This window comes from Streptomyces sp. NPDC058469, from assembly GCF_042721125.1.
Taxonomy (GTDB): domain Bacteria; phylum Actinomycetota; class Actinomycetes; order Streptomycetales; family Streptomycetaceae; genus Streptomyces.
The window spans coordinates 1-20,531 of the sequence record NZ_JBHXME010000134.1 but is presented as its reverse complement, the minus strand read 5'-3'; the positions used below and the strand labels follow the sequence as shown (position 1 = coordinate 20,531).

18 protein-coding genes are annotated in these 20,531 nt (G+C 69.7%); 12 read left to right on the top strand and 6 right to left on the bottom strand.

The window, feature by feature from the left end; translation table 11 throughout:
• Together ACFWP5_RS39175 and ACFWP5_RS39170 are read right to left on the bottom strand one after the other, a co-directional pair.
• Nucleotides 1–816: an Fpg/Nei family DNA glycosylase gene (locus ACFWP5_RS39175; protein ID WP_384168153.1), complete on the bottom strand. Its 816-nt coding sequence runs from the start codon at nt 814–816 to the stop codon at nt 1–3.
• 159 nt (nt 817–975) lie between these two features.
• Complete coding sequence (locus tag ACFWP5_RS39170) at nt 976–1,461, bottom strand: ribose-5-phosphate isomerase (RefSeq protein ID WP_384168150.1); 486 nt, start codon at nt 1,459–1,461, stop codon at nt 976–978.
• A gap of 215 nt (nt 1,462–1,676) precedes the next feature.
• On the opposite strand from ACFWP5_RS39170, the gene ACFWP5_RS39165 reads away from it, so the two are divergent.
• Complete coding sequence (locus tag ACFWP5_RS39165) at nt 1,677–3,119, top strand: amino acid permease (RefSeq protein ID WP_384168147.1); 1,443 nt, start codon at nt 1,677–1,679, stop codon at nt 3,117–3,119.
• 22 nt (nt 3,120–3,141) lie between these two features.
• Here the strand turns inward: ACFWP5_RS39165 and ACFWP5_RS39160 are convergent, their stop codons facing one another.
• The gene (locus tag ACFWP5_RS39160) at nt 3,142–5,136 is read right to left on the bottom strand and encodes a serine/threonine-protein kinase (protein ID WP_384168173.1); all 1,995 of its coding nucleotides are present in this window, start codon (nt 5,134–5,136) and stop codon (nt 3,142–3,144) included.
• Nucleotides 5,137–5,417: 281 nt separating this feature from the next.
• Here ACFWP5_RS39160 and ACFWP5_RS39155 point away from each other — a divergent pair, with 281 nt between their 5' ends.
• Together ACFWP5_RS39155 and ACFWP5_RS39150 are read left to right on the top strand one after the other, a co-directional pair.
• Nucleotides 5,418–6,161, top strand: a complete 744-nt coding sequence (locus ACFWP5_RS39155; RefSeq protein ID WP_384168144.1) for an LPXTG cell wall anchor domain-containing protein — start codon at nt 5,418–5,420, stop codon at nt 6,159–6,161.
• A gap of 140 nt (nt 6,162–6,301) precedes the next feature.
• Complete coding sequence (locus tag ACFWP5_RS39150) at nt 6,302–7,627, top strand: FAD-binding oxidoreductase (RefSeq protein WP_384168141.1); 1,326 nt, start codon at nt 6,302–6,304, stop codon at nt 7,625–7,627.
• Here the strand turns inward: ACFWP5_RS39150 and ACFWP5_RS39145 are convergent.
• Complete coding sequence (locus ACFWP5_RS39145; protein ID WP_384168138.1) at nt 7,611–8,192, bottom strand: biotin transporter BioY; 582 nt, start codon at nt 8,190–8,192, stop codon at nt 7,611–7,613. The two genes, ACFWP5_RS39150 and ACFWP5_RS39145, sit on opposite strands and share 17 nt — an antisense overlap.
• A gap of 436 nt (nt 8,193–8,628) precedes the next feature.
• Between ACFWP5_RS39145 and ACFWP5_RS39140 the strand changes: the two genes are divergently transcribed.
• From ACFWP5_RS39140 to ACFWP5_RS39110, 7 genes are all read left to right on the top strand, one after another.
• The gene (locus ACFWP5_RS39140) at nt 8,629–9,852 is read left to right on the top strand and encodes an ROK family protein (RefSeq protein WP_384168135.1); all 1,224 of its coding nucleotides are present in this window, start codon (nt 8,629–8,631) and stop codon (nt 9,850–9,852) included.
• A 267-nt stretch (nt 9,853–10,119) separates the two neighbouring features.
• Nucleotides 10,120–11,190 (top strand): ABC transporter substrate-binding protein, encoded by a 1,071-nt coding sequence (locus ACFWP5_RS39135; protein WP_384168132.1) that lies wholly within the window; start codon nt 10,120–10,122, stop codon nt 11,188–11,190.
• 5 nt (nt 11,191–11,195) lie between these two features.
• Nucleotides 11,196–12,077, top strand: a complete 882-nt coding sequence (locus ACFWP5_RS39130) for an ABC transporter permease (RefSeq protein ID WP_384168129.1) — start codon at nt 11,196–11,198, stop codon at nt 12,075–12,077.
• Nucleotides 12,053–12,775, top strand: coding sequence for an ABC transporter ATP-binding protein (locus ACFWP5_RS39125; RefSeq protein WP_384168126.1), 723 nt, complete (start codon nt 12,053–12,055; stop codon nt 12,773–12,775). The genes ACFWP5_RS39130 and ACFWP5_RS39125 overlap by 25 nt, the downstream gene beginning before the upstream one ends.
• A gap of 238 nt (nt 12,776–13,013) precedes the next feature.
• Complete coding sequence (locus ACFWP5_RS39120; RefSeq protein ID WP_384168123.1) at nt 13,014–14,360, top strand: LLM class flavin-dependent oxidoreductase; 1,347 nt, start codon at nt 13,014–13,016, stop codon at nt 14,358–14,360.
• 12 nt (nt 14,361–14,372) lie between these two features.
• A complete protein-coding gene (locus tag ACFWP5_RS39115; protein ID WP_384168120.1) occupies nt 14,373–15,263 on the top strand; it encodes a TauD/TfdA dioxygenase family protein in 891 nt (296 codons plus the stop codon).
• A 172-nt stretch (nt 15,264–15,435) separates the two neighbouring features.
• Nucleotides 15,436–16,071: a superoxide dismutase gene (locus ACFWP5_RS39110; protein ID WP_384168117.1), complete on the top strand. Its 636-nt coding sequence runs from the start codon at nt 15,436–15,438 to the stop codon at nt 16,069–16,071.
• A 111-nt stretch (nt 16,072–16,182) separates the two neighbouring features.
• Here the strand turns inward: ACFWP5_RS39110 and ACFWP5_RS39105 are convergent, their stop codons facing one another.
• Together ACFWP5_RS39105 and ACFWP5_RS39100 are read right to left on the bottom strand one after the other, a co-directional pair.
• The gene (locus ACFWP5_RS39105; protein ID WP_384168114.1) at nt 16,183–16,800 is read right to left on the bottom strand and encodes a histidine phosphatase family protein; all 618 of its coding nucleotides are present in this window, start codon (nt 16,798–16,800) and stop codon (nt 16,183–16,185) included.
• Complete coding sequence (locus ACFWP5_RS39100; protein ID WP_384168111.1) at nt 16,797–18,278, bottom strand: FGGY-family carbohydrate kinase; 1,482 nt, start codon at nt 18,276–18,278, stop codon at nt 16,797–16,799. Before ACFWP5_RS39100 ends, ACFWP5_RS39105 begins: the two co-directional genes overlap by 4 nt.
• Before the next feature lie 71 nt (nt 18,279–18,349).
• Between ACFWP5_RS39100 and ACFWP5_RS39095 the strand changes: the two genes are divergently transcribed.
• Nucleotides 18,350–19,399, top strand: a complete 1,050-nt coding sequence (locus ACFWP5_RS39095) for a 2-hydroxyacid dehydrogenase (protein WP_384168108.1) — start codon at nt 18,350–18,352, stop codon at nt 19,397–19,399.
• A 414-nt stretch (nt 19,400–19,813) separates the two neighbouring features.
• Nucleotides 19,814–20,531, top strand: a 718-nt coding sequence (locus ACFWP5_RS39090) for an FGGY family carbohydrate kinase (protein WP_384168105.1), incomplete at its 3' end; no start/stop codon positions are given.

Genomic DNA, 20,531 nt, shown 5'->3' with positions numbered 1-20,531 from the left:
CTACGGCTTCTGGCAGTCGGGGCACCAGAACAAGTTGCGGGCGGCGAGGTCGGCGGTGCGGATCTCGCCGCCACAGATGTGGCAGGGCCGGTGGGCCCGGCGGTAGACGTAGATCTCGCCGCCGTGGTCGTCGACGCGCGGCGGGCGGCCCATCGCCTCGGGGGTGTGTTCGGGGCGGACGGTGTCGATGCGGTTGTTGCGGACGCCCTCGCGCATCAGCTCGACGAGGTCGGTCCAGATCGCGTCCCACTCGGCGGGCGTGAGGTCCTTGCCCGCGCGGTACGGGTCGATGCCGTGCCGGAAGAGCACCTCGGCGCGGTAGACGTTGCCGACGCCCGCGATGACCTTCTGGTCCATCAGCAGGGCGGCGATCGTCGTACGGCTGCGGGAGATGCGCCGGTACGCCGCGCCCGGGTCGGTGTCCTTCGGCGGGCGCAGCGGGTCGGGGCCGAGGCGGTCGTGTATCGCCTGCTTCTCGGTGTCCGTGATCAGGGCGCAGGTGGTGGGGCCGCGGAGATCGACGTACGCCGTGTCGTTCGCGAGGCGCAGGCGGACGGTGTCCGTGGGCGGGGGTGCGGGGGCTCCGCCGAAGGTCACCTTGCCGAACAGGCCCAGGTGGATGTGGATCCACTCGGCGTCCCGGAAACCGAGGAACAGGTGCTTGCCATGGGCTTCCGTGCGGGTGAGTTCCGTACCGTTCACCAGCGCGGCGGCGTCGCTGAACTTGCCCTGGGGACTGGTGACTTGTGTTGCTCGGCCGGTGAAGTGACCGCCGTAGTCCAGTGCCAGTCGGTGAATCGTGTGCCCTTCTGGCACCTGGCCCATTCCTTTCCCACCCGCCCACCCGTCTCGGTCAGTTGACGGGTGAGCGCTCGAAAGACCTCGGGGCTCCGCCCCGGACCCCGCTCCTCAAACGCCGGAGCGGCTGAATTTCTCCGGAGGGGCCGAATCCCCACTGCCCGGAGGGCTGACTCTCTACTGCTTCGGGTGGTGCGCCGGGATCTCCGGCAGCTCGCCCGTCGTCTCGTACTCCGTCAGCATGTCGATGCGGCGAATGTGCCGCGGGTCCTCGGAGAACCGCGTCGCCAGGAACGTCTCGACGAACTTCGTCGCCTCGTCCTGCGAGTGCATGCGCGCGCCCACAGCCACGACGTTCGCGTTGTTGTGCTGCCGGCCGAGCGACGCGGTCTCCTCGCTCCAGGCGAGGGCCGCACGCACGCCCTTCACCTTGTTCGCCGCGATCTGCTCGCCGTTGCCGGAGCCGCCGATGACGATGCCGAGGGCCTCGGGGTCGGCGGCCGTGCGCGCGGCGGCGCGGAGGCAGAAGGGCGGGTAGTCGTCCTGGGCGTCGAAGATGTGCGGCCCGCAGTCGACGGGCTCATGGCCCGCCTCCTTCAGCCACTCGACGAGGTGGTTCTTGAGTTCGAAGCCCGCATGGTCGGAGCCGAGATACACGCGCATGCGTCGAGTGTGACACGGCTGTTTCCGGGAAGCAGCTCCGGGGCCCGACCACGTTAAATACAGGCAACACCTCGCAACCTCAAGGAAACCTCAAGTAACGATCTGGATTCAAAGGTTCAGGAATTCCTTTACCTCCGATTCACTGGACCGACTCGTACGCCGCTCGTACGGGCACCCCCCACCGGCATCCCAACCGGCGTAAAGGAATTCCCCCCATGACTTCTGGTTCCGGCCTTCAGGCAGGACTCAAGAACCGACATCTCTCGATGATCGCGATCGGCGGCGTCATCGGCGCCGGTCTGTTCGTCGGTTCCAGCTCGGGCATCGCGACCGCGGGACCCGGCATCCTGCTCTCCTACGCTCTCGTCGGCACGCTCGTGGTGCTGGTGATGCGCATGCTCGGCGAGATGTCGGCCGCGAACCCCACGTCCGGCTCCTTCTCCGCGCACGCCGACCGCGCGCTCGGCCGCTGGGCCGGTTTCTCGATCGGCTGGCTGTACTGGTTCTTCTGGGTCGTCGTGCTCGCCGTCGAGGCGACCGCCGGCGCCAAGATCCTCGAAGGGTGGATACCGGCCGTACCGCAGTGGGGCTGGGCGCTCATCGTGATGGTGGTGCTGACCGCCACGAACCTCGTATCGGTGGGCTCCTACGGCGAGTTCGAGTTCTGGTTCGCCGGGATCAAGGTCGTGGCGATCGGCGCGTTCATCGTCGTCGGCGCGCTGGCGATCTTCGGTGTCCTCCCCGGCGCCCACACCGACAAGGCGGGCCTCGGCAATCTCACCGACCACGGCGGCTTCCTGCCGAACGGTCCCGGCGCGATCCTGACCGGTGTCCTGCTGGTCGTCTTCTCCTTCATGGGCAGCGAGATCGCCACACTGGCCGCCGGTGAGTCCGAGGACCCGCAGCGCGCGGTCACCAAGTCCACCAACAGCATCATCTGGCGCATCGGTGTCTTCTACCTCGGCTCGATCTTCATCGTGGTCTGCCTGCTCCCCTGGAACGACCCGTCGATCAAGGCGCAGGGCTCCTACGTCGCCGCCCTCGACTCCCTCGGCATCGCACACGCCGGCCAGATCATGAACTTCATCGTGCTGACCTCGGTGCTGTCCTGCCTCAACTCCGGCCTCTACACGGCCTCCCGCATGGCCTTCTCGCTCGGCGGACGCGGGGACGCGCCGAAGGCGTTCGCCCGGACCACGTCCCGTGGCGTGCCGATGGCGGCGATCATCGCCTCCGTCGTCTTCGGGTTCGTCGCCGTGTTCTTCAACTACGCCTTCCCGGACACGGTCTTCCTCTTCCTCGTCAACTCCTCAGGCGCGGTCGCCCTGTTCGTGTGGCTGGCCATCTGCGCGTCCCAGCTGCGCATGCGCCGGATCATCGAACGCGAGTCGCCCGAGAAGCTCGTCGTGAGGATGTGGCTGTACCCGTATCTGACCTGGGCGACGATCGCCCTGATCGTGTTCGTGCTCGGCTACATGCTCACCGACACCGAGGGCGAGAGCAGCGGCCGTACGACCGTCCTGCTGTCGCTGCTGGTCGCGTTGGTCGTGGTGGCGGTCTCCGTGGTGAAGGAACGGGTGCGAGGTGGGCGCGCGGTCGCGACCGCCGACACGGCCTCCGACTCGGACTCCGATTCCGACACGGTGTCCGTGGGCTAGCAGGGCGTCGCACCAAGGGCGTTCACAGCACGACGAAGCTGTTCTTGACCCTGTCGTAGGTCTTCAGGGCCTGGGTCTCCACGCCCGGCTGGTACCAGGTGTTGATCTGGTACGACTTCCCGTCCTCGTCGAAACCCAGCAGCCGGGCGTGCCAGGGGATGCCCTTGAGCGTGAACGTGTACTCCCAGACCACCGCCGGGTGGCCGCGGAACGTCGTCCTGTCGAGGCGGATCTTCCGGTAGCCCACCCCCTGGTGGGCGTTCCGCTCCGAGGCCCCCCAGGTCTCCATCAGATCGCCGCGGGCGAGCGACGACTTGCCCACGAGTTCCTGAGTGCCGTCCGGGGACGTGTAGTGCACCTCGGCCCCCGTCTTCAGATCCCGCCGCCACCCGGTGGGCGTCGCCCACGCGAACCCGCCCGCCTCCTGATGCGTGCCCGGGGGGAGGCTCGGGGGGCGGGCGGTGCCCTCGACTGTGGGGGAAGGCGAGACGGTTGTGGGGGAAGGCGAGACGGTTGTGGGGGACGGTGAGATGGCTGTGGGGGACGGGGAGGCGGACGGTTCGGCCGAAGCCGATGAAGTACCGGACGAGCCGCCGGAGTTCGCGAGGATCGTCCCGACGACCGCGCCCACGACCACCACTACCGCGGCGGCGATCAGTCCGATACGGCGGCGGTGGGTGCGGCGGGCGCGGTCGGGGGTGAACGGCTGGGCCGGGCCCGGGAGTTCACCCCCGGGCGGCAGCGCGGCAGGGCGGGGTACGCGGGCCGGATGGGGGCCGAGGGCGAGGCGCGGTGGTGCCGGGCGGGGAGCGGGCGGGCCGGGCGGTTTGAGTGCGGGCTTTCGCTCGGTCAACGCTTCGGCCTGTTGGGCGAGTTCGGCGGGTTCGGCCTGCTCGACGCGTTCATGTTCGACGCGGACGAGGGAGATGCCTGCCTTGCCCGGGGCAGTTCGCCAGGAGTTGTTGGACGAGGCCTCGGAGCTCGACTCGGAGGCGGCTTCGGCGGCGGAGGCCGGTTCTTCTACGGCGGGACGCTGCGTCGGTATCGCGTCCTCGATGGGGTTGGGGTTGGGGGCGGCGTCGGGGTCGTAGACCCGGGGATCGCGTGCCGCGCGGACGAGGGACGGTTCCAGGAAGGCCGGTGTCGGTGACTCCCGATAGATCCCGGGTGGCGGCTCCTCCTCCAACTCCGTTTCCTCAGCCGCCAGTTCCTCACTCCCTTGCCCCTCAGGTCCCTCAGGTCCCTCAGGCCCCTCAGGCCCGTCAGACCCCTCCGGCGGAAACGCCACCGGCGCCAGAGCCCGCTCCGCCTCCTCCAACCCCGGCCGAACCGAAGGCTCCTTCTTCAGCAGCGCGGCGAGGATGTCGCGCAACGGGCCCGCAGCGGCCGGGAGTTCGGGCTCCTCGTAGAGAACCGCGTGCAAAGTGGCCAGCGTTGTGTCCCGGGAGAACGGTGAGCGCCCGCCGAGAGCCGCGCAGAGCGTCGCGCCGAGGGACCAGATGTCCGAGGGCGGTCCCTGTGGCCGGCCGGAGATCCGCTCGGGCGCCATGTAGTCGGGCGAGCCGACGAGCATGCCGACCACGGTGAGCGCCGTGGCGTCCTGGATCGCGGCGATGCCGAAGTCGGTGAGCACGACCCGTTGGCCGCGGCTTTCGACCAGCACGTTGCCGGGTTTGATGTCGCGGTGCAGGACGCCTCCCGCGTGCACCTGGCGCAGGGCGGCCACCAGGCCGAGTCCGATGCGGGCCGTCTCGCGCGGGCCGAGCGCGCCGTCGTCCGCCAGCATGCGTTCCAGGGAGCGCCCGTCGACCAACTCCATGACGATCCACAGGCGTTCGCCCTCGTCGACGACGTCGTAGACGCGCACGACGTTGGGGTGGTCGATGCGGGCCGTGGCCCTGGCCTCGCGCAGGGTGCGCTCACGGCGGGTGCGGGTGTCCTCCGCGCCGAGGCCGTCGATGCGCATTTCCTTGACCGCGACCTGCCGGTCGAGCATTTCGTCGGCGGCTCGCCACACCCGCCCCATTCCCCCCTGACCGATACTCTCGACCAGCCGATAGCGTCCGGTCACCAATAGCCCCGGAGTACCGCCGCTCCTCATGTTCCCCGTGTTTCCCATATTCCCCGGCAATCCGCTGCACCCCCTCAACGATCACCTCAACTGTTCCCCTACAAAACACAATGGTCACACTTCATGCCGTACCAGCATAGTGCGGAGAAATCTTGTGGTACCTCTTCAAGTACTGCGAATTCAGGCGCAGTCCCAGGGGGACACAGGGGAACGCAAGGGGGACGAACATGAGTTCTCGTCGTACGACGGCCATGGCGACGGCCGTCACAGGTTCGCTGCTCACAGCATCTTTCTCGGCGATGATGATCCTTTCCTTCACCGCTTCGGCGGATGACCAGGGGCCGGGGAGCAGCAAGGGCGGAAAGGCGATGGACGCGGCTCCGGCGGGAGTGAAACTGACCACGCTCCTGCCGGAAAAGATCTCGGTCGACAACGGTTCGAAAAAGACGGCGATCACCGCCACGGTGAGGAATGAGGGGACCAAGGCGAGCGGCGATCTCCATCTCCTGGTCGTCGGTTTCGACGGCCTCAAGGTCACGAATGTGCAGGGCTGTTCGGCGATCGGCGAAAAGGATCTGCCGCCCGGTTCGAACAGCGGATTCACGTGCTCCGTCGGCGCACTCGCCGCGGGGAAGTCGAAGTCGTACGCCGTCGACGCGACGTACGACCTGAACAAGGCCGGGAAGATCTGTCTGCCGGTGATGTCCGCCGACGGCAAGAAGACCTTCTGGCAGCAGGGCCCGGTCCCGTTCGGTACGACGAACCCGTCGCCGAACGCCCCGGCCACCCCGTTGCTGCTCGGCACCGACAACAAGCCGGTGGCACCGGGCGGCGACGCCACGCTGCCCAAGACGGGGGTCGGCGAAGACGTCCTGTCCCTGGGCGCGGCCGGCGCGGCACTGATCGCGGCGGGCGCGGCGGGCCTGTACTGGTCGCAACGGCGGCCGAGGCAACGGTCGTTGGAGGGCTGAGCCGCCGAAGTCGGGCAGAGCTGGACAGGGGAGGGGGAGGACCGGGTTGCGGGAGCACCCGGCCCTCCCTCTTGCCCATATCGGAGGGCTTGCCGGAAAGCCTGACGGCACATGTCAGGTTATGCGGCCAGCATGACCCCATGAACCACACACAGCCGCTCACCTTCCACCCCGCCGACCCCGGATACGAGGACGAACTCGCCGGTTTCCAGACCGGGTTCGCCCAGCGCCCCGCCGTGGTCTACGGCGCGCGCTCGGCCGACGACGTGATCGCCGCCGTACGGCACGCGGCCACGGAGAACCTGCCGGTCGGCGTCCAGGCCACCGGGCACGGGCTGCCGGGTGCCTCCGAGGGCGGGGTGCTGATCACGACAGGGCGGATGGACGGGGTGAGTGTCGACCCCGAGGCACGCACCGTCCGCGTCCAGGCGGGCGTGAGGTGGGGACAGGTCGTAGCCGCGGCGGAACCGTACGGGCTGGCGCCCCTGAACGGCTCCGCGCCGAGCGTGGGTGCCGTGTCGTACACGCTGAGCGGTGGACTGGGCATCCTGGCAAGGGAGTTCGGGTACGCGGCCGACCACGTCCGCTCGCTCGACGTCGTCACCGCCGATGGCCGACTGCGCCGGGTGACAAGGGAGTCGGATCCCGACCTGTACTGGGCACTCCTCGGCGCCGGTCACGCCTTCGGAGTCGTCACGGAGTTGGAGATCGGTCTCGTCCCCGTGCGGACGCTCTACGGCGGTTCGCTCGCCTTCGACGGACGGGAGGTCGATCCCACGGCCCTGCTGCGGGCGTACGAGGAGTGGACGCGGACCGTACCGGACGAGCTGACCTCGTCCTTCGCCGCCGTGCCGTACCCGGACATCCCGGCGCTGCCGCCGCACCTGCGCGGGCGGTACGTGCTCTCCGTGCGCGTGGCCTGCACGGGCACCGGTGAGGACGGTGACCAACTCGTCGCGCCGCTGCGGAAGTTCGGGCCGGTGCTCGTGGACTCGTTGCGGGAGATGCCGTACGCCGAGAGCCACACGATCCACAGCGACCCGCCCGACCCGCACGCGTACTACGGGGACAGCGCGGTGCTGAGTGAGCTGGATGTGGCGCGGGCGGGCGAGGTGCTGTCCCTCGCCGGGCCGGACGCGGCCGCCATGTGCGTCGTACAGGTCAATCATCTCGGCGGGGCACTGGCGAAGCCCGCGCCGAACTCGGTGCCGTATCGCGAAGGGCGGTTCCTGGTACGGATGTTGGCCGTCGGGGACCGGGCGGCGGCCCGTGCGCAACTGGACCCGGCCTTCGCGCTGCTCGCGCCCGCGACGCTCGGGCGGGCGCTCAACTTCGCGTTCGGGGCCGGTGATCGGACCGAGGGGCTGTATGACGTGGAGACGCGGAAGAGGCTCGCCGAACTCAAGTCGCGGTACGACCCGGCGAACCTCTTCCGCAGGAACTACCTTGTCAGCTCTGCTTGTTGACGAACTTCCAGGCCGTCGGTGTCGCGCCCATCGCCAGGGCCGCCTTCAGGGCGTCGCCGAGGAGGAACGGGGTGAGGCCGGCGGCGATCGCGGCGCTCGTCGAGAGGTCGAGGGTCAGCGCCAGGTACGGGACGCCGATCGCGTAGACGATCGCCTCGCCCAGCAGCATCGTGCCGGCCATGCGGAGGACCGAGCGGTCGGCGCCGCGGCGGGCCAGGGCACCGACGGCGGCAGAGGCGAGCAGCATGCCGATGATGTAGCCGAAGGAGGCGCCTCCCCCGTGCGTGCCGCCGGCGAACCACGGCACGCCGGCGAGGCCGAGCAGCGCGTACAGGGCGAGGGAGAGGAAGCCGCGGCGGGCACCGAGGGACGTGCCGACGAGCAGCGCGGCGAAGGTCTGGCCGGTGACCGGGACCGGGGAGCCCGGCACGGGCACGGCGAGCTGGGCGGCGAGGCCGGTGAGCGCGGCGCCGCCGAGCACGAGGGCGATGTCCCGGACGCGGGAGGCGGGCAGCAGGTCGGCGAGGACCTGACCCGGGCGGGCGGTGGCGACGGCGGTACTCAAGGGGGGCTCCGCGGGTTGACGGGGGTACAGGGGGACTTTGTGACGCTATCCCAGGGTCCTCGGGCGGATCACCGTCAGCGTTCGACAAAGGCGCCGTCGGGGACTTGGTGGGCTCCGGACAAAGGATGCCCGTTACACGCGCCCCGGCGTGATGCCGGTCACGCGGACTCCGTGCCGTCTCGCACACCGGTCACCGTCTGGGCAGCCGTGGACCGTTTTGCTAGCTTCGACCGCATGGTTGCCCAGGCACGGAACTTCGCGTCGCGTCGCTATGTCGACCTGCGACGCCAGGCCGCGGCGACCTGTTACCGCCCCTGAGGCGGGCGGAGCGGATCCGGTGCGCCTCGACGCATCTCACGCATGTGATGGACGCATGTCACGCGTGAGAGGCACACGACGACGGCTCACTGTCGACCCGTTCCCGAGGAAGATCCCCATGCCCCGTACCGCGGCACCACTTCTCGCCTCCCACTCCGCCAACTCCCCCGTACCCCGCGCCGCCGACAGCGACCGCCGGCGCACCAACGCGAGCGTCATCCTGCGCTCGGTGCTGGAGCACGGCCCGGTGGCCCGCAGCACCATCTCGCGGCTGACCGGGCTGTCCCCGGCGTCGGTCACCGACTACTGCGCCCGCTTCACCGAACTCGGGCTCATACGGGAGTCCGCCACACCCCAACGCTCGAAGGGCGTGGGCCGGCCCCATGTGCCCGTCGACCTGGACGCGTCACGGTTCATTGTGGGCGGAGTCCATGTGGCGGTGCCCTATACGACGGTCGCCCTGCTCGATCTGCGCGGGCGGGTCGTGGTCGAGCGGCGGATCGGGCACGACAGCGACCTCGCCGATCCGTCCCGGGTGCTGGCGCGGGCCGCCGAGGGGCTGGACGCGCTGCTGGCGGAGGCGGCCGGGACCACCCCGTTGGGCGTCGGGGTCGCCGCCGGCGGCTGGGTCGACCGGGACTCCGGGACCATCGTCGAACACCCACTGCTGGGCTGGCGGGACGTGCCGGTGCGCGAACTGCTCGGCGCCCGCACCGGACTGCCGGTCCATGTGGACGGCCACGCACGGGCGTTGGTGAATGGGGAGCGCCTCTTCGGGCGGACGGCACGCGGCAGCCGGAGCGTGCTGCATCTCTTCGTCGGCAATGTGGTCGACGCGGCCTTCGCCACCAACGACGAGGTGCACCACGGTCCCCGTTCGCAGGCCGGGGCGATCGCCCATCTGCCGCTGCGCGGCGGCACGGAACCGTGCGACTGCGGACGCGTCGGCTGCCTCCAAGTCGAGCTGAGCGAAAGGACGTTGTGCCGGCGGGCTCGCGAAGCGGGACTCATCGACGGAGTGAACCCGACCCACGTCGTGACGGCGGCCGAGCGCGGAGACCCGGTCGCCGTACGGCTGTTGACGCAACGGGCGCGGATGGTCGGACGGGCGGCCGGGCTGCTGCTCGACATCCTCAACCCGGAGACGGTGGTCGTCACCGAGTTGGGGGTCATGCGGCGGGAGGACTGCCTGCGCGCGCTGCGCGAGGAGGTCGGTGACGCGCGGGCGTCGGCTGTCGTGCCGACGAGTTTTCCGGATTCCGTGCTGGCGGTGGCGGGTGGTTCGGTGATGCTGGACGTGTTGTACCGGGATCCGTTGAGCGCTTCACCGGCGACTATTTAATTCAGAAACTCGGAATGTTGACAGGGGGTGCTCATGGCCGGGAACATCCTGGTCATGAGCCTGCAGATGAGTTGTCGCACTTCTTGTTGCTGACCCGTTGACGCGCCCCGAGCGCCGGTCTCATCCTGCCTGAATTCCTTTCTCCGGCCTTCTCCGGCTTTCTCCGGCCGTGAATTCTGCCTGCGATCCTTGTGCGTTCTGCTTGCCCTCGCGTGCGTTCCGTGTGCATTTTCCGCGTTCCCAAGACTTTGATCAGGGAGTCCTCCCATGCCTCATTCCCGTGCGCCCGGCGTCGACCGGCGACTCTTCCTCACCTCCGTGCTCGGTGCCGCCGCGGGCATCGCCGGCCTCAGCGGCTGCGCCACGAGCAGTGCCGCGGCCTCCAAGTCGGGGGCCGGACTGTCCGCCCCGCTCGCCGAGAGGGTCCCGTCCGGTACGAGCCTGAAGATCTCCTCGTATCTGAACACCCAGCAGCTCCAGTTCAAGCTGGCGAAACTGCCCAAGTTGCCGTTCACCGTGTCGAGTTGGGTGAACATCGGCGCCGGTCCCGATGTCATCAACGCGTTCCGCGCCAAGTCCCTGGACCTCGCCAACAACGCGGGCATCCCGCCGATCCAGGCGCACTACCAGGGCTACGACGCGAAGATCGTCGCGATCGACGTCACCCGCAAGCCCAACTACCTCTTCGCCACCAAGCCCGGCAGCGACATCCACACCGTCGCCGACTTCAAGGGCAAGAAGCTGGCGTTCTCGCAGGGCCAGGCCCAAGGCGTCGTACTGCTGCGGGCGTTGAAGGAAGCCGGGCTGAAGTACGACGAGGTGAAACTGGTCCCCCTGACCAGCAACCAGTTCTTCACGGCCCTGCAGTCGGGCCAGGTCGACATCGCCCCGCTCGCCAACAGCCAGGCACCGGCGTACCTCAAGCAGTACGAGGCGAAGGGCGCCCGCGCGATCACGACCGATGTCGTAGACCTGCTCAATCTGTTGTGGGCGCCGGCCGCCGTGCTGGCCGACTCGGCGAAGGCCGCCGCGATCGCCGCGTACATCCCACAGTGGGCGCAGGGGCAGGTCTGGCAGTACGAGAACCCGGACACCTGGAACGAGGAGTTCTACGTCAAGACGCAGAACCTGACCCTCGCGCAGGCCAAGTCGGTCACCGCGCTCGCCAACAAGCCGTTGTTCCCGCCGAGTTGGGACGAGGCCGTGAAGTGGGAGCAGGAGACCGCCGATCTGCTCGCGGAGGGCGGCTTCGTGAAGGAGTTCAAGGTGGACTCGCTATTCGACCGGCGCTTCGAGGGGATCGCGGCGAAGGCCGTGGCGGCGGAGTACCGGAAGTGACGGCGATGACGACCTCCACGTCCCAGACGTCCCAGTCGCCCGACACGTCGACCGCAACCTCCGGGCCGGTGACCGCTGTTGAGGGGAAATCGGCCGTACGGCGCAGGCGGCGCCGCGGTCTCGCCCCCGGTAAACGCCTGCCCGCCTCCCGGGTCGTCGGACCCGCCCTCTTCTTCGCCCTGTGGGCCGTCGCCTCCGCCGCCGGGCAGTTGGACCCGGCCGCGATCCCGGCGCCCTGGACGGTGTTGAAGACCGCCGGCCGGCTGTGGACGTCCGGCACGCTGCCCACGGACATGCTGACCTCGCTGGAACGCGCCGCCTACGGCTTCGCCCTCGGCCTCACCGCCGGTGTCGTCCTCGCCCTGGCGGCCGGGCTGAGCCGGGTCGGCGAGGCGCTGATCGACGGGACCGTGCAGCTCAACCGGGCCATCCCGACCCTGGGTCTGATCCCGCTGTTCATCCTCTGGCTGGGCATCGGCGAGACCTTCAAGATCGCCATCATCGCGATCGTCGTCTACATCCCGATCTACCTCAACCTGCATGCCGCGCTGTCCGGCATCGACCACCGCTATGTCGAACTCGCCGAGGTCCAGGGCCTGTCGAGGCTCCAGTTCGTCCGCCAGATCGTCATCCCCGGCGCCCTGCCCGGCTTCTTCGTGGGCCTGCGCCTCGGGGTGACCGGCTCCTGGCTGAGCCTGGTGGTCCTGGAACAGATCAACGCCACCAGCGGCCTCGGCTACATGATGTTCCAGGCCCAGAACTACGGCCAGTCGGACGTCATCCTCGTCGGCCTGCTGATCTACGGCGTGTTCGGTCTGGTTTCCGACAGCGCGGTCCGTCTCGTCGAACGGAGGGTGCTGTCATGGCGCCGCACACTCAGCAGCTGACCACCACCACTGTCCCCGCGGTCCAACTCCGGGGTCTTACCCGGTCGTTCGACGGTCGTACGGTCCTCGACGCCATCGACCTGGATCTGCCCGCCGGACAGTTCACCGCGCTGCTCGGGCACAGCGGCTCCGGCAAGAGCACGTTGCTGCGGGCCATCGCGGGGCTCGACCACGAGGTCGTCGGGAGTGGTCAACTCACCGCGCCCGAGCGGGTGTCGGTGGTTTTTCAGGACTCCCGGTTGCTGCCCTGGCGGCGGGTTCTCGACAACGTGCTGCTGGGGACGGAGGGCAAGGAAGCCGCCACGAAGGGCCGCGAGGCCCTTGCCGAAGTGGGGCTCGCCGGGCGTGAGCGGGCCTGGCCCAATGAGCTCTCCGGCGGCGAGGCGCAGCGGGCGGCGCTGGCCCGTTCGCTCGTCCGTGAGCCCGAACTCCTGCTGGCGGACGAGCCGTTCGGGGCGTTGGACGCGCTGACCCGCATCCGGATGCATGTGTTGCTGCGGGAGTTGTGGGAGCGGCATCGGCCCTCGGTGCTGCTGGTCACGCACGACGTGGATGAGGCGATCGTCCTCGCGGATCGGGTGCTTGTGCTGGAGGAGGGGCGGATCGGGCTCGACCTGGTCATCGACCCTGAGCTGCCACGTGCGGAGTACCGGGAGCGGTTGTTGGCGGCGCTCGGTGTGACGTCGGACATTCGGTGAGCGTCGGCTGCATGGTGAGCGTCGGCTGTTTGGTGAGCCTCTGCTGCTCGTGCCGTCTGCTGGGGGCCGCGCCCCCAGACCCCCAACGGGCTGATTGTGGCGGCCCGCGTTGAGAAGTAGCCGGACCGGCCGAGTTTTCGCAGCCGACGTCGAGAGGCTGCCGGACGGGCCGAAGGCAGCCGCGCCTCGCTCGAAAGTCCCCCTGTACCCGTACATCTGTCCCTCGTAAAGGACAACCATGACCCGCCAACTCCACCTGAACGCCTTCCTGATGAACACCGGTCACCACGAGGCCTCTTGGCGCCTCCCCGAGAGCAACCCGTACGCCCACGTAGAGCTGGACCACTACACACATCTCGCCCGGGTCGCGGAGCGCGGCACCTTCGACTCCCTCTTCCTGGCCGACGGACCGCAGTTGTGGAGCAACCTCGCCCAACGCCCCGCCGGAGCCCTGGAACCGCTCACCCTGCTCACCGCGCTCGCGACAGCCACCGAGCACATAGGTCTCATCGCCACAGCGTCCACGTCCTACAACTCGCCCTACAACCTGGCCCGTAAGTTCGCGTCGCTCGACATCATCAGCGGCGGCCGGGCGGGGTGGAACATCGTCACCACCGCCGGTGCCGAGGCAGCCCGCAACTTCGGTCTGGAGCACGAGCCTGCGCACGCCGAACGGTACGCACGTGCCGCCGAGTTCCTCGATGTGGCGCTGAAGCTCTGGGACAGCTGGGAGGACGACGCGATCGTCGCCGACAAGGCGGCCGGCGTGTGGGGCGACGACGCCAAGATCCACCCACCGCGGCACCAGGGGACGTACTTCAGCGTCGCCGGAGCCCTCAACGTGCCCCGCTCACCGCAGGGTTACCCCCTCCTCGTGCAGGCGGGTTCGAGCGAGGACGGCAAGGCGTTCGCGGCGCGGTACGCGGAGGCGGTGTTCACCGCGCAGCAGACCCTCGCCGACGCGCAGGCCTTCTACAAGGACCTCAAGTCCCGTACGGCGGAGGCCGGTCGGGACCCCGAGCACATCAAGGTGCTGCCCGGCATCGTCCCGGTGCTCGGCTCGACGGAGGCCGAGGCACGCGCGAACGAACGGCTGCTGGAGGACCACATCGTGTACACGCACGGAGTGGACCACCTGGAGCGACTCCTCCAACTACCGTCCGGCACCCTTGAGTTGGACGCCCTGCTTCCCGCCGATCTCCCGCCCGAGGACTCCATCGAGGGCGCCAAGAGCCGCTACACGCTCGTCGTCGAACTCGCCCGCCGAGACCGGCTGACCGTACGGCAGTTGATCGGCCGGCTCGGTGGCGGACGCGGGCATCTCACCTTCGCCGGTACGCCGGAACAGGTCGCCGACACGATCGAGTCCTGGTTCACGCGGGGCGCCGCCGACGGCTTCAACATCATGCCCGCGGTCCTGCCCTCCGGCCTCGACGCCTTCGTCGACCACGTCGTCCCGCTCCTCCGTGCCCGCGGCCTGCTCCGCACGGAGTACGGCCCCCGCACGACCCTCCGGGAGCGCTACGGCCTCCCCCGCCCGGCCAACCAGTACGTCACCCCCGAAGCCGAACTCGCCCGAGTCTGAAAGGACTTCAGCATGTCCATCGAGATCCAGAAGGTCACCGCGAACATCGGCGCCCGCGTGTCGGGCGTGGACATCAACAAGCCCCTCGACGAGGAGCAGACAGCCGCCCTCCGCGAGGCCCTCAACATCCACAAGGCCCTGGTCTTCGACGACGTACACCTCGACGACGAGGGACAGGAGGCCTTCGCCCGTCACTTCGGCGACCTCACCACCGCGCACCCCACCGTGTCCGCCGTCGACGGCGCCCCGAACGTGCTGCCCGTAGACAGCGAGCGCGGCCGGGCCAACCACTGGCACACGGACGTGACGTTCGTCCTCAACCCGCCCCAGGCCAGCACCCTGCGCAGCATCACGGTCCCGCCGTACGGCGGCGAGACCCTGATCGCCAGTTCGGCGGCGGCCTACCGCGACCTGCCCGAACCGCTGCGCGCGCTCGCCGACACCCTGTGGGCGGAGCACACCAACGACTACGACTACGCCGTACCGGAGGAGGACGTCGACGCCGAACGGGCCGCGCAGCGCGCCCAGTTCACGTCCATCAAGTTCCGCACGGTCCACCCGGTCGTCCGCGTCCACCCGCTGACCGGTGAACGCGGCCTGTTCATCGGGGGGTTCGCGCAGCGGATCGTCGGCCTGTCGGCGGGCGAGTCCCGCAAGATCCTCGACATTCTCCAGGCGTACGTCACCCGCCCCGAGAACATCCTGCGCTGGCGCTGGTCCCCCAACCAGCTCGTCCTGTTCGACAACCGCATCACCCAGCACTACGCCATCGACAACTACGACGACCAGCCCCGCCGCCTCAACCGCGTCACCGTCGCCGGCGACATCCCGGTCGGCATCGAGGGCAAGGAGAGCTACTCGATCGAGGGCGACGCGTCGCACTACACGTCGGTGGCCGAGTAGCCACACCCCTCCCCCGTTCCGAGAGGCCCTCACGTGGAGACACGCGGGGGCCTTTTCGCTGCCCAGGCTCGTTGTCCGCGCCTGTTGCCCGCACCCGGCTTCTTGTTGCTAACCTGCACTTGCAAGTGAGTCGCAATAAGAGTTCCAGAGGTTCGAAGGGGATCGATCCGCCATGCCCGTCTACACGCTTCCTGACCTGCCCTACGACTACTCCGCGCTCGCCCCCGTGATCAGCCCCGAGATCATCGAGCTGCACCACGACAAGCACCACGCGGCCTACGTCAAGGGAGCCAACGACTCGCTGGAGCAGCTGGCGGAGGCGCGCGACAAGGAGCAGTGGGGTTCGGTCAACGGCCTGGAGAAGAACCTGGCGTTCCACCTCTCCGGCCACATCCTGCACAGCGTCTACTGGCACAACATGACCGGCGACGGCGGCGGCGAGCCCCTCGCGGCCGACGGCGTGGGCGGGCTCGCCGACGCGATCACCGACTCCTTCGGCTCCTTCGCCGGCTTCAAGGCCCAGCTCACCAAGGCCGCCGCGACGACCCAGGGTTCGGGCTGGGGCGTACTCGCCTATGAACCGTTGAGCGGCCATCTGATCGTCGAGCAGATCTACGACCACCAGGGCAACGTCGGCCAGGGCTCGACCCCCCTCCTCGTCTTCGACGCCTGGGAGCACGCCTTCTACCTCCAGTACCGGAACCAGAAGGTCGACTTCATCGACGCGATGTGGGCGGTCGTCAACTGGCAGGACGTGGCGAGGCGTTACGAGGCGGCGAAGTCCCGCCAGACGATCATCCCCGCCTGACCCGTAGACCCGTATGAATCGTCCTGCCTCGTGATCGTCTTCTCACCGTTCACGCGGGCAGGCGGATGAAGAGGATGACCCCCGCGAGGACGTGACTCGCGGGGGTCATTCTCAACTCTCCTCCCCACAGGGCACGTTGAGCGACAACAGGGCCACCGCCTCTCCCTGCACCCGGAGTTCACTCACCGCCGCGTTCCGCAGCCTCGGGAACACCCGCCGGTATTCACTGAGCGGAATCCCCAGCAACCGGCACAGCACCAGTCGGAGCAGGGTGTTGTGGGCGACGATCAGGACGCGTTGGTCGGGGTGGGTGGCGGCGATGCGGTGCAGGGCGGCGGTGCCGCGTTCGGCGGCAGTCAGTGGGTCCTCGGACTCCGGGAACGCGTGAGCCACCGGGTCGGAGCGGAAGGCCTGCGCCGCCCCCGGGTTTTCCGTCTCGAACTCCGCGAGGGTGCGGCCCTCCACCACGCCGAAGTCGCATTCGCGCAGGGCGGGGTCGGTGTGGGGGGTGAGGTTCAGGGCCTGGGCGGCGGGGGCCGCCGTGAGGACCGCTCGGGACAGGGGGGACGTCCAGATCGCGTCGACCGGGTGGGTGGCGGCCCAGTGGCCGAGGGATTCCGCCTGGGCTACGCCCGTGTCCGTCAGGGCCACGTCGCTGATGCCGGCGTAGCGGTTCTCGGCGTGCCAGACGGTCTGGCCGTGGCGGGCCAGGAGGAGGGTGGTGCTCATGAGTCGATCGTGTCCTGGTTCAGGCGGGTGCGGGTGTGGGTGGCGAGCGGGGTCGGTAGCCAGCCTCGGGTCTCCAGTTCGTCCACCAGGCGAGCGTACGGCTCGGTGAAGCGGGCCGTGTGGGACGCGCGGGGTTCGAGGAGTGTGCGGATGCGGACCATGCGCTCGGCCACATCCGCCAACGCCAGCCCCGTCCTTGTCCCCTTCCTTGTCCCCGCCCCCGCCCCCGTCCCCGTCCCGTACGCCGCCAACACCGCCATCCCCAGCGCCGGTTCGATCTGTTCCGGTACTCGGGCCGGGCGGCCGAGGATGTCGGTGCGGAGCTGGTTCCAGTACGCGCTGCGGGCCGCGCCGCCCGTGAAGGTGAGCGGACCGTCTATCGGGGCGCCGAGGTGGTGCAGGTAGTCCAGGCACAGGCGCTCGGTGAACGCCACGCCCTGCAGTACCGCCGCCCATCGGTCCGCCTCGGAGGCCGGTGTGCCCAGCGTGAACGCGGTGGCCTGCGGGGCGAAGAAGGGGAAGCGTTCACCGCCGGATGAGGCCAGGGGGTAGGTGAGGGCGCCTGACGGTTCGTACGCCGCCGCCTGTCTGTCCATCTCCGCCGGGTCCGCCCCCGCCGACAGCGCGCCCGCCCCTACGCTCGACGCCCCTCCGGGTAGCCAACTTCCGTCCGGCGCACGGTGGTTGTATACCACCCCGGCGTCGTCCCGGACGGGCCTCGCGGACGCCCCTTTGAGGACCAGGGTGGTGCCGAGCACCGAGTTCCAGGCGCCGAAACGCAAGGCCCCGGACGCGATCTGGGCCGCGCAGCCGTCCGTCATGCCCGCGATGACCGGGGTACCGGCGGGGATGCCGGTCGCTTCGGCGGCGGACCGGCAGACCTCGCCCAGCCGGGTGCCGGGGCGGACCACTTCCGGCAACACCTCGCCCAAGTGGGCCAGTTGGGGCGGCCAGGCGTCGCGCTCCGCGTCGTAGCCCGTCTTGAGGGCGTGGCTGGAGTCGGTCGGGACCGTCCCGCCCGTCAACTGCGCTGTAATCACATCGGGTTGGTGTGTCACTCGTCCGGGACCGTACGCGTCCAGCAGCCACAACGCCTTCGGCAGCGCCCAGCTCGTCTGCATTCCGACCCGCGCCGCCTCCTCCACCGCGCGCCCGTCGTCGTACATCAACCCCGGTGTGAGCGGGCGTCCTTCGGCGTCCGTCAGCAGGACCGTCCCGGAGGTGCCGCACACCGCGAGCCCGCCGATCGTCCGTACCCGTGAGGACCGTTGCCCCGACATCGCGGCTCGGGACGCCGTGCACACCGCCTCCCACCACTCCCCCGGGTCCTGTTCGTGCCGGACGCCGTCCCGGTGGCCCGTCAGCGGGGTGGTACCGCTGCCGAGGACCGTGCCGTCGGCCGTGACCAGCAGTGCGCGGACGCTCTGCGTGCCCAGGTCGATCCCCAGCCACGCTTCGGCTTCGTCCTCGAACATCATCCGGACCTCCCACAGGGGTTACGCATTCTGCATTCCCCGTTCATCGTGGCGGAGAGGGAGGGAGCCCCACGATGACCGAGACCCTGCGTGTCGTCGCCGCCGGTGACCATTTCGTACTGCCTTCGCTGATCACAGCGGCCATCGCCGAGGAACTGCGCGAACACCCCTTCACCGTAAGTGAGTTGACGCTCGGCTGGCCCCTGGAACCCTTCGGTGCCGTCGCCGAGGTCGAGGAGGCGAGTGACTCCGAGGACGAGTTGATCGACGCCCTGCGGGGCGATGGCGGTGGCGGAGCCCAGGTGCTGGTCACCCAGATGGGGCCCGTCACCGAGCGCGTGCTGGAGGCCTGCCCTGAGCTGCGGCTGGTCGTCGTGTGCCGGGGTGGGCCCGTCAACGTCAACCCGGACGCGGCGAAGACCCACGACGTACGGGTGTGCTTCGCGCCCGGCCGCAACGCCGCCGCGACCGCCGAGTTCACCGTCGGGATGATGCTGGCGGCCCTGCGCCGCATCCCGCAGGCCCACGAACTCCTTGCCAGGCAAGGGAGTTGGGAGGCGGGAGCCGCCTACTACACGTACGAGCACAGCGGGCTGGAGCTGGAGGACCTGCCGGTCGGGCTCGTCGGGTACGGGGCCGTCGGCAGCCGGGTCGCGCGGGTGCTGTGTGCCTTCGGGGCGCGCGTGATGGTGTACGACCCGTATGTGCACGGCGAGATCCACGGACTGCGCGTCGGCGGGCTGGACGAACTCCTGCGCCGGTCCCAAGTCATCACCCTGCACGCCCGGTTGACCCCCGAGACGCGTGGTCTCATCGGTGCCCGCGAGCTGGCGCTGCTGCGGCCCGGCGCGGTGGTGGTCAATGTGGCGCGGGGTCCGTTGCTGGACGAGGAAGCGTTGTGCGACGCGTTGGAGAGTGGGCAGGTGTCGGCGGCCGCACTGGACACCTACGCGCGGGAGCCGTTGCCCGCCGGGGCGCGGCTGTTCGGTTTCGCCGACCGGGTCACTCTCACCCCCCATCTCGGGGGTGCCTCCCGGGCCGTGGCCGAGAAGGCGGCACGGATAGCGGCGGCGGAGGTGGGCCGCTGGGCACGAGGTGAGCGTCTGTCCCACGAACTCGGGTGAGAGCCCACCAAGTCCGACTGTCCCCACGCGTCGGCCGAGAGGGAGCCGTAGGGGCGCGCCGGTGTCGAGAGGCTGGGGGTCCCTCCCGCTCGAGCGAAGCCGAGAGTGGGGGAGCGCGGAGGCCGCAGCGCCGAGCACGGTCGCCCTCTCGACACCGGCTCCCAGCGCCCCGGAGGCGACCGAACCAATAGAGGTGCGCGCACGGCGCCTTCTCAACACGGGCCCACCTGCGCGGCACCATCCCCACACCGGCCCACCCACGCGGCACCACCCCAACACCGCCCACCCACGCGACACCATCCCGACACCGGCCCACCTCCACCCACACCTCGCACCACCGGCCCACCTCCACGTCGCACCTCAACCCACCCCAACCACCCCAAGAGCCGCCCCCCACCCCCAGGAGGCCCCCACATGTACGTCGGAATCGATGTCGGCACGTCCACGGTGAAGGCCGCCGCCTTCGACGGCTCCGGGCGTGAACTCGCCGTAGCCGCGCGGCCGGTGGGGCTGTCGATGCATGGCGGGTTCGTCGAGCAGGACATGGACGAGGTCTACGGTGCGGTCGTCGCCGTACTGGACGAACTCGCGACGGAGGTCGACGGGCCGGTGGAGCTCGCCGGGCTCACCGGGCAGGGTGACGGCGTGTGGCTGGTGGACGCGGAGGGGCGGCCGGTGCGGGCGGCGGCGTCCTGGATGGACGGGCGGGCGCACGAACTGCTCGACCGGTGGCTCGCGGACGGGACCTTCGAAACGGTGTTCCGGCGGACGGGAAGCGCGATGTTCCCCGGGTGTCCGGGGCCACTGCTGGCCTGGCTCGCGGCGCACGAGCCCGCGTCGCTGGACGCGGCGGCGACCGCCCTGTACTGCAAGGACATGGTCTTCCAGCGGCTGACGGGGGCGCGGGCGACCACGGATGTCTCGGACGCGTCGATGCCGTTCCTCGACCCCCGGACGCGGTCGTACGACAACGGTGTCGTCGAGCTTCTCGGGCTGACCCGGCGACGGCGGCTGCTGGCCCCGGTCGCCGACCCGGTCGCGACGGCCGAGACGCGTGGCGAGGGGCTGCCGGCGGGCACCCGGATCGCGAACGGGCCGTATGACCTGCCCGCCTGCGCGCTCGGTGCGGGCG

Bases quoted from the DNA above. Each gene is read 5' to 3' on its own strand.
- ACFWP5_RS39110 (WP_384168117.1), top strand. From the start codon at position 15,436: ATGCCCGTCTACACGCTTCCTGACCTGCCCTACGACTACTCCGCGCTC.
- ACFWP5_RS39115 (WP_384168120.1), top strand. From the start codon at position 14,373: ATGTCCATCGAGATCCAGAAGGTCACCGCGAACATCGGCGCCCGCGTG.
- ACFWP5_RS39100 (WP_384168111.1), bottom strand. From the start codon at position 18,278: ATGATGTTCGAGGACGAAGCCGAAGCGTGGCTGGGGATCGACCTGGGC.
- ACFWP5_RS39125 (WP_384168126.1), top strand. From the start codon at position 12,053: ATGGCGCCGCACACTCAGCAGCTGACCACCACCACTGTCCCCGCGGTC.
- ACFWP5_RS39135 (WP_384168132.1), top strand. From the start codon at position 10,120: ATGCCTCATTCCCGTGCGCCCGGCGTCGACCGGCGACTCTTCCTCACC.
- ACFWP5_RS39105 (WP_384168114.1), bottom strand. From the start codon at position 16,800: ATGAGCACCACCCTCCTCCTGGCCCGCCACGGCCAGACCGTCTGGCAC.
- ACFWP5_RS39130 (WP_384168129.1), top strand. From the start codon at position 11,196: ATGACGACCTCCACGTCCCAGACGTCCCAGTCGCCCGACACGTCGACC.
- ACFWP5_RS39155 (WP_384168144.1), top strand. From the start codon at position 5,418: ATGAGTTCTCGTCGTACGACGGCCATGGCGACGGCCGTCACAGGTTCG.
- ACFWP5_RS39140 (WP_384168135.1), top strand. From the start codon at position 8,629: ATGCCCCGTACCGCGGCACCACTTCTCGCCTCCCACTCCGCCAACTCC.
- ACFWP5_RS39170 (WP_384168150.1), bottom strand. From the start codon at position 1,461: ATGCGCGTGTATCTCGGCTCCGACCATGCGGGCTTCGAACTCAAGAAC.
- ACFWP5_RS39165 (WP_384168147.1), top strand. From the start codon at position 1,677: ATGACTTCTGGTTCCGGCCTTCAGGCAGGACTCAAGAACCGACATCTC.
- ACFWP5_RS39120 (WP_384168123.1), top strand. From the start codon at position 13,014: ATGACCCGCCAACTCCACCTGAACGCCTTCCTGATGAACACCGGTCAC.
- ACFWP5_RS39150 (WP_384168141.1), top strand. From the start codon at position 6,302: ATGAACCACACACAGCCGCTCACCTTCCACCCCGCCGACCCCGGATAC.
- ACFWP5_RS39095 (WP_384168108.1), top strand. From the start codon at position 18,350: ATGACCGAGACCCTGCGTGTCGTCGCCGCCGGTGACCATTTCGTACTG.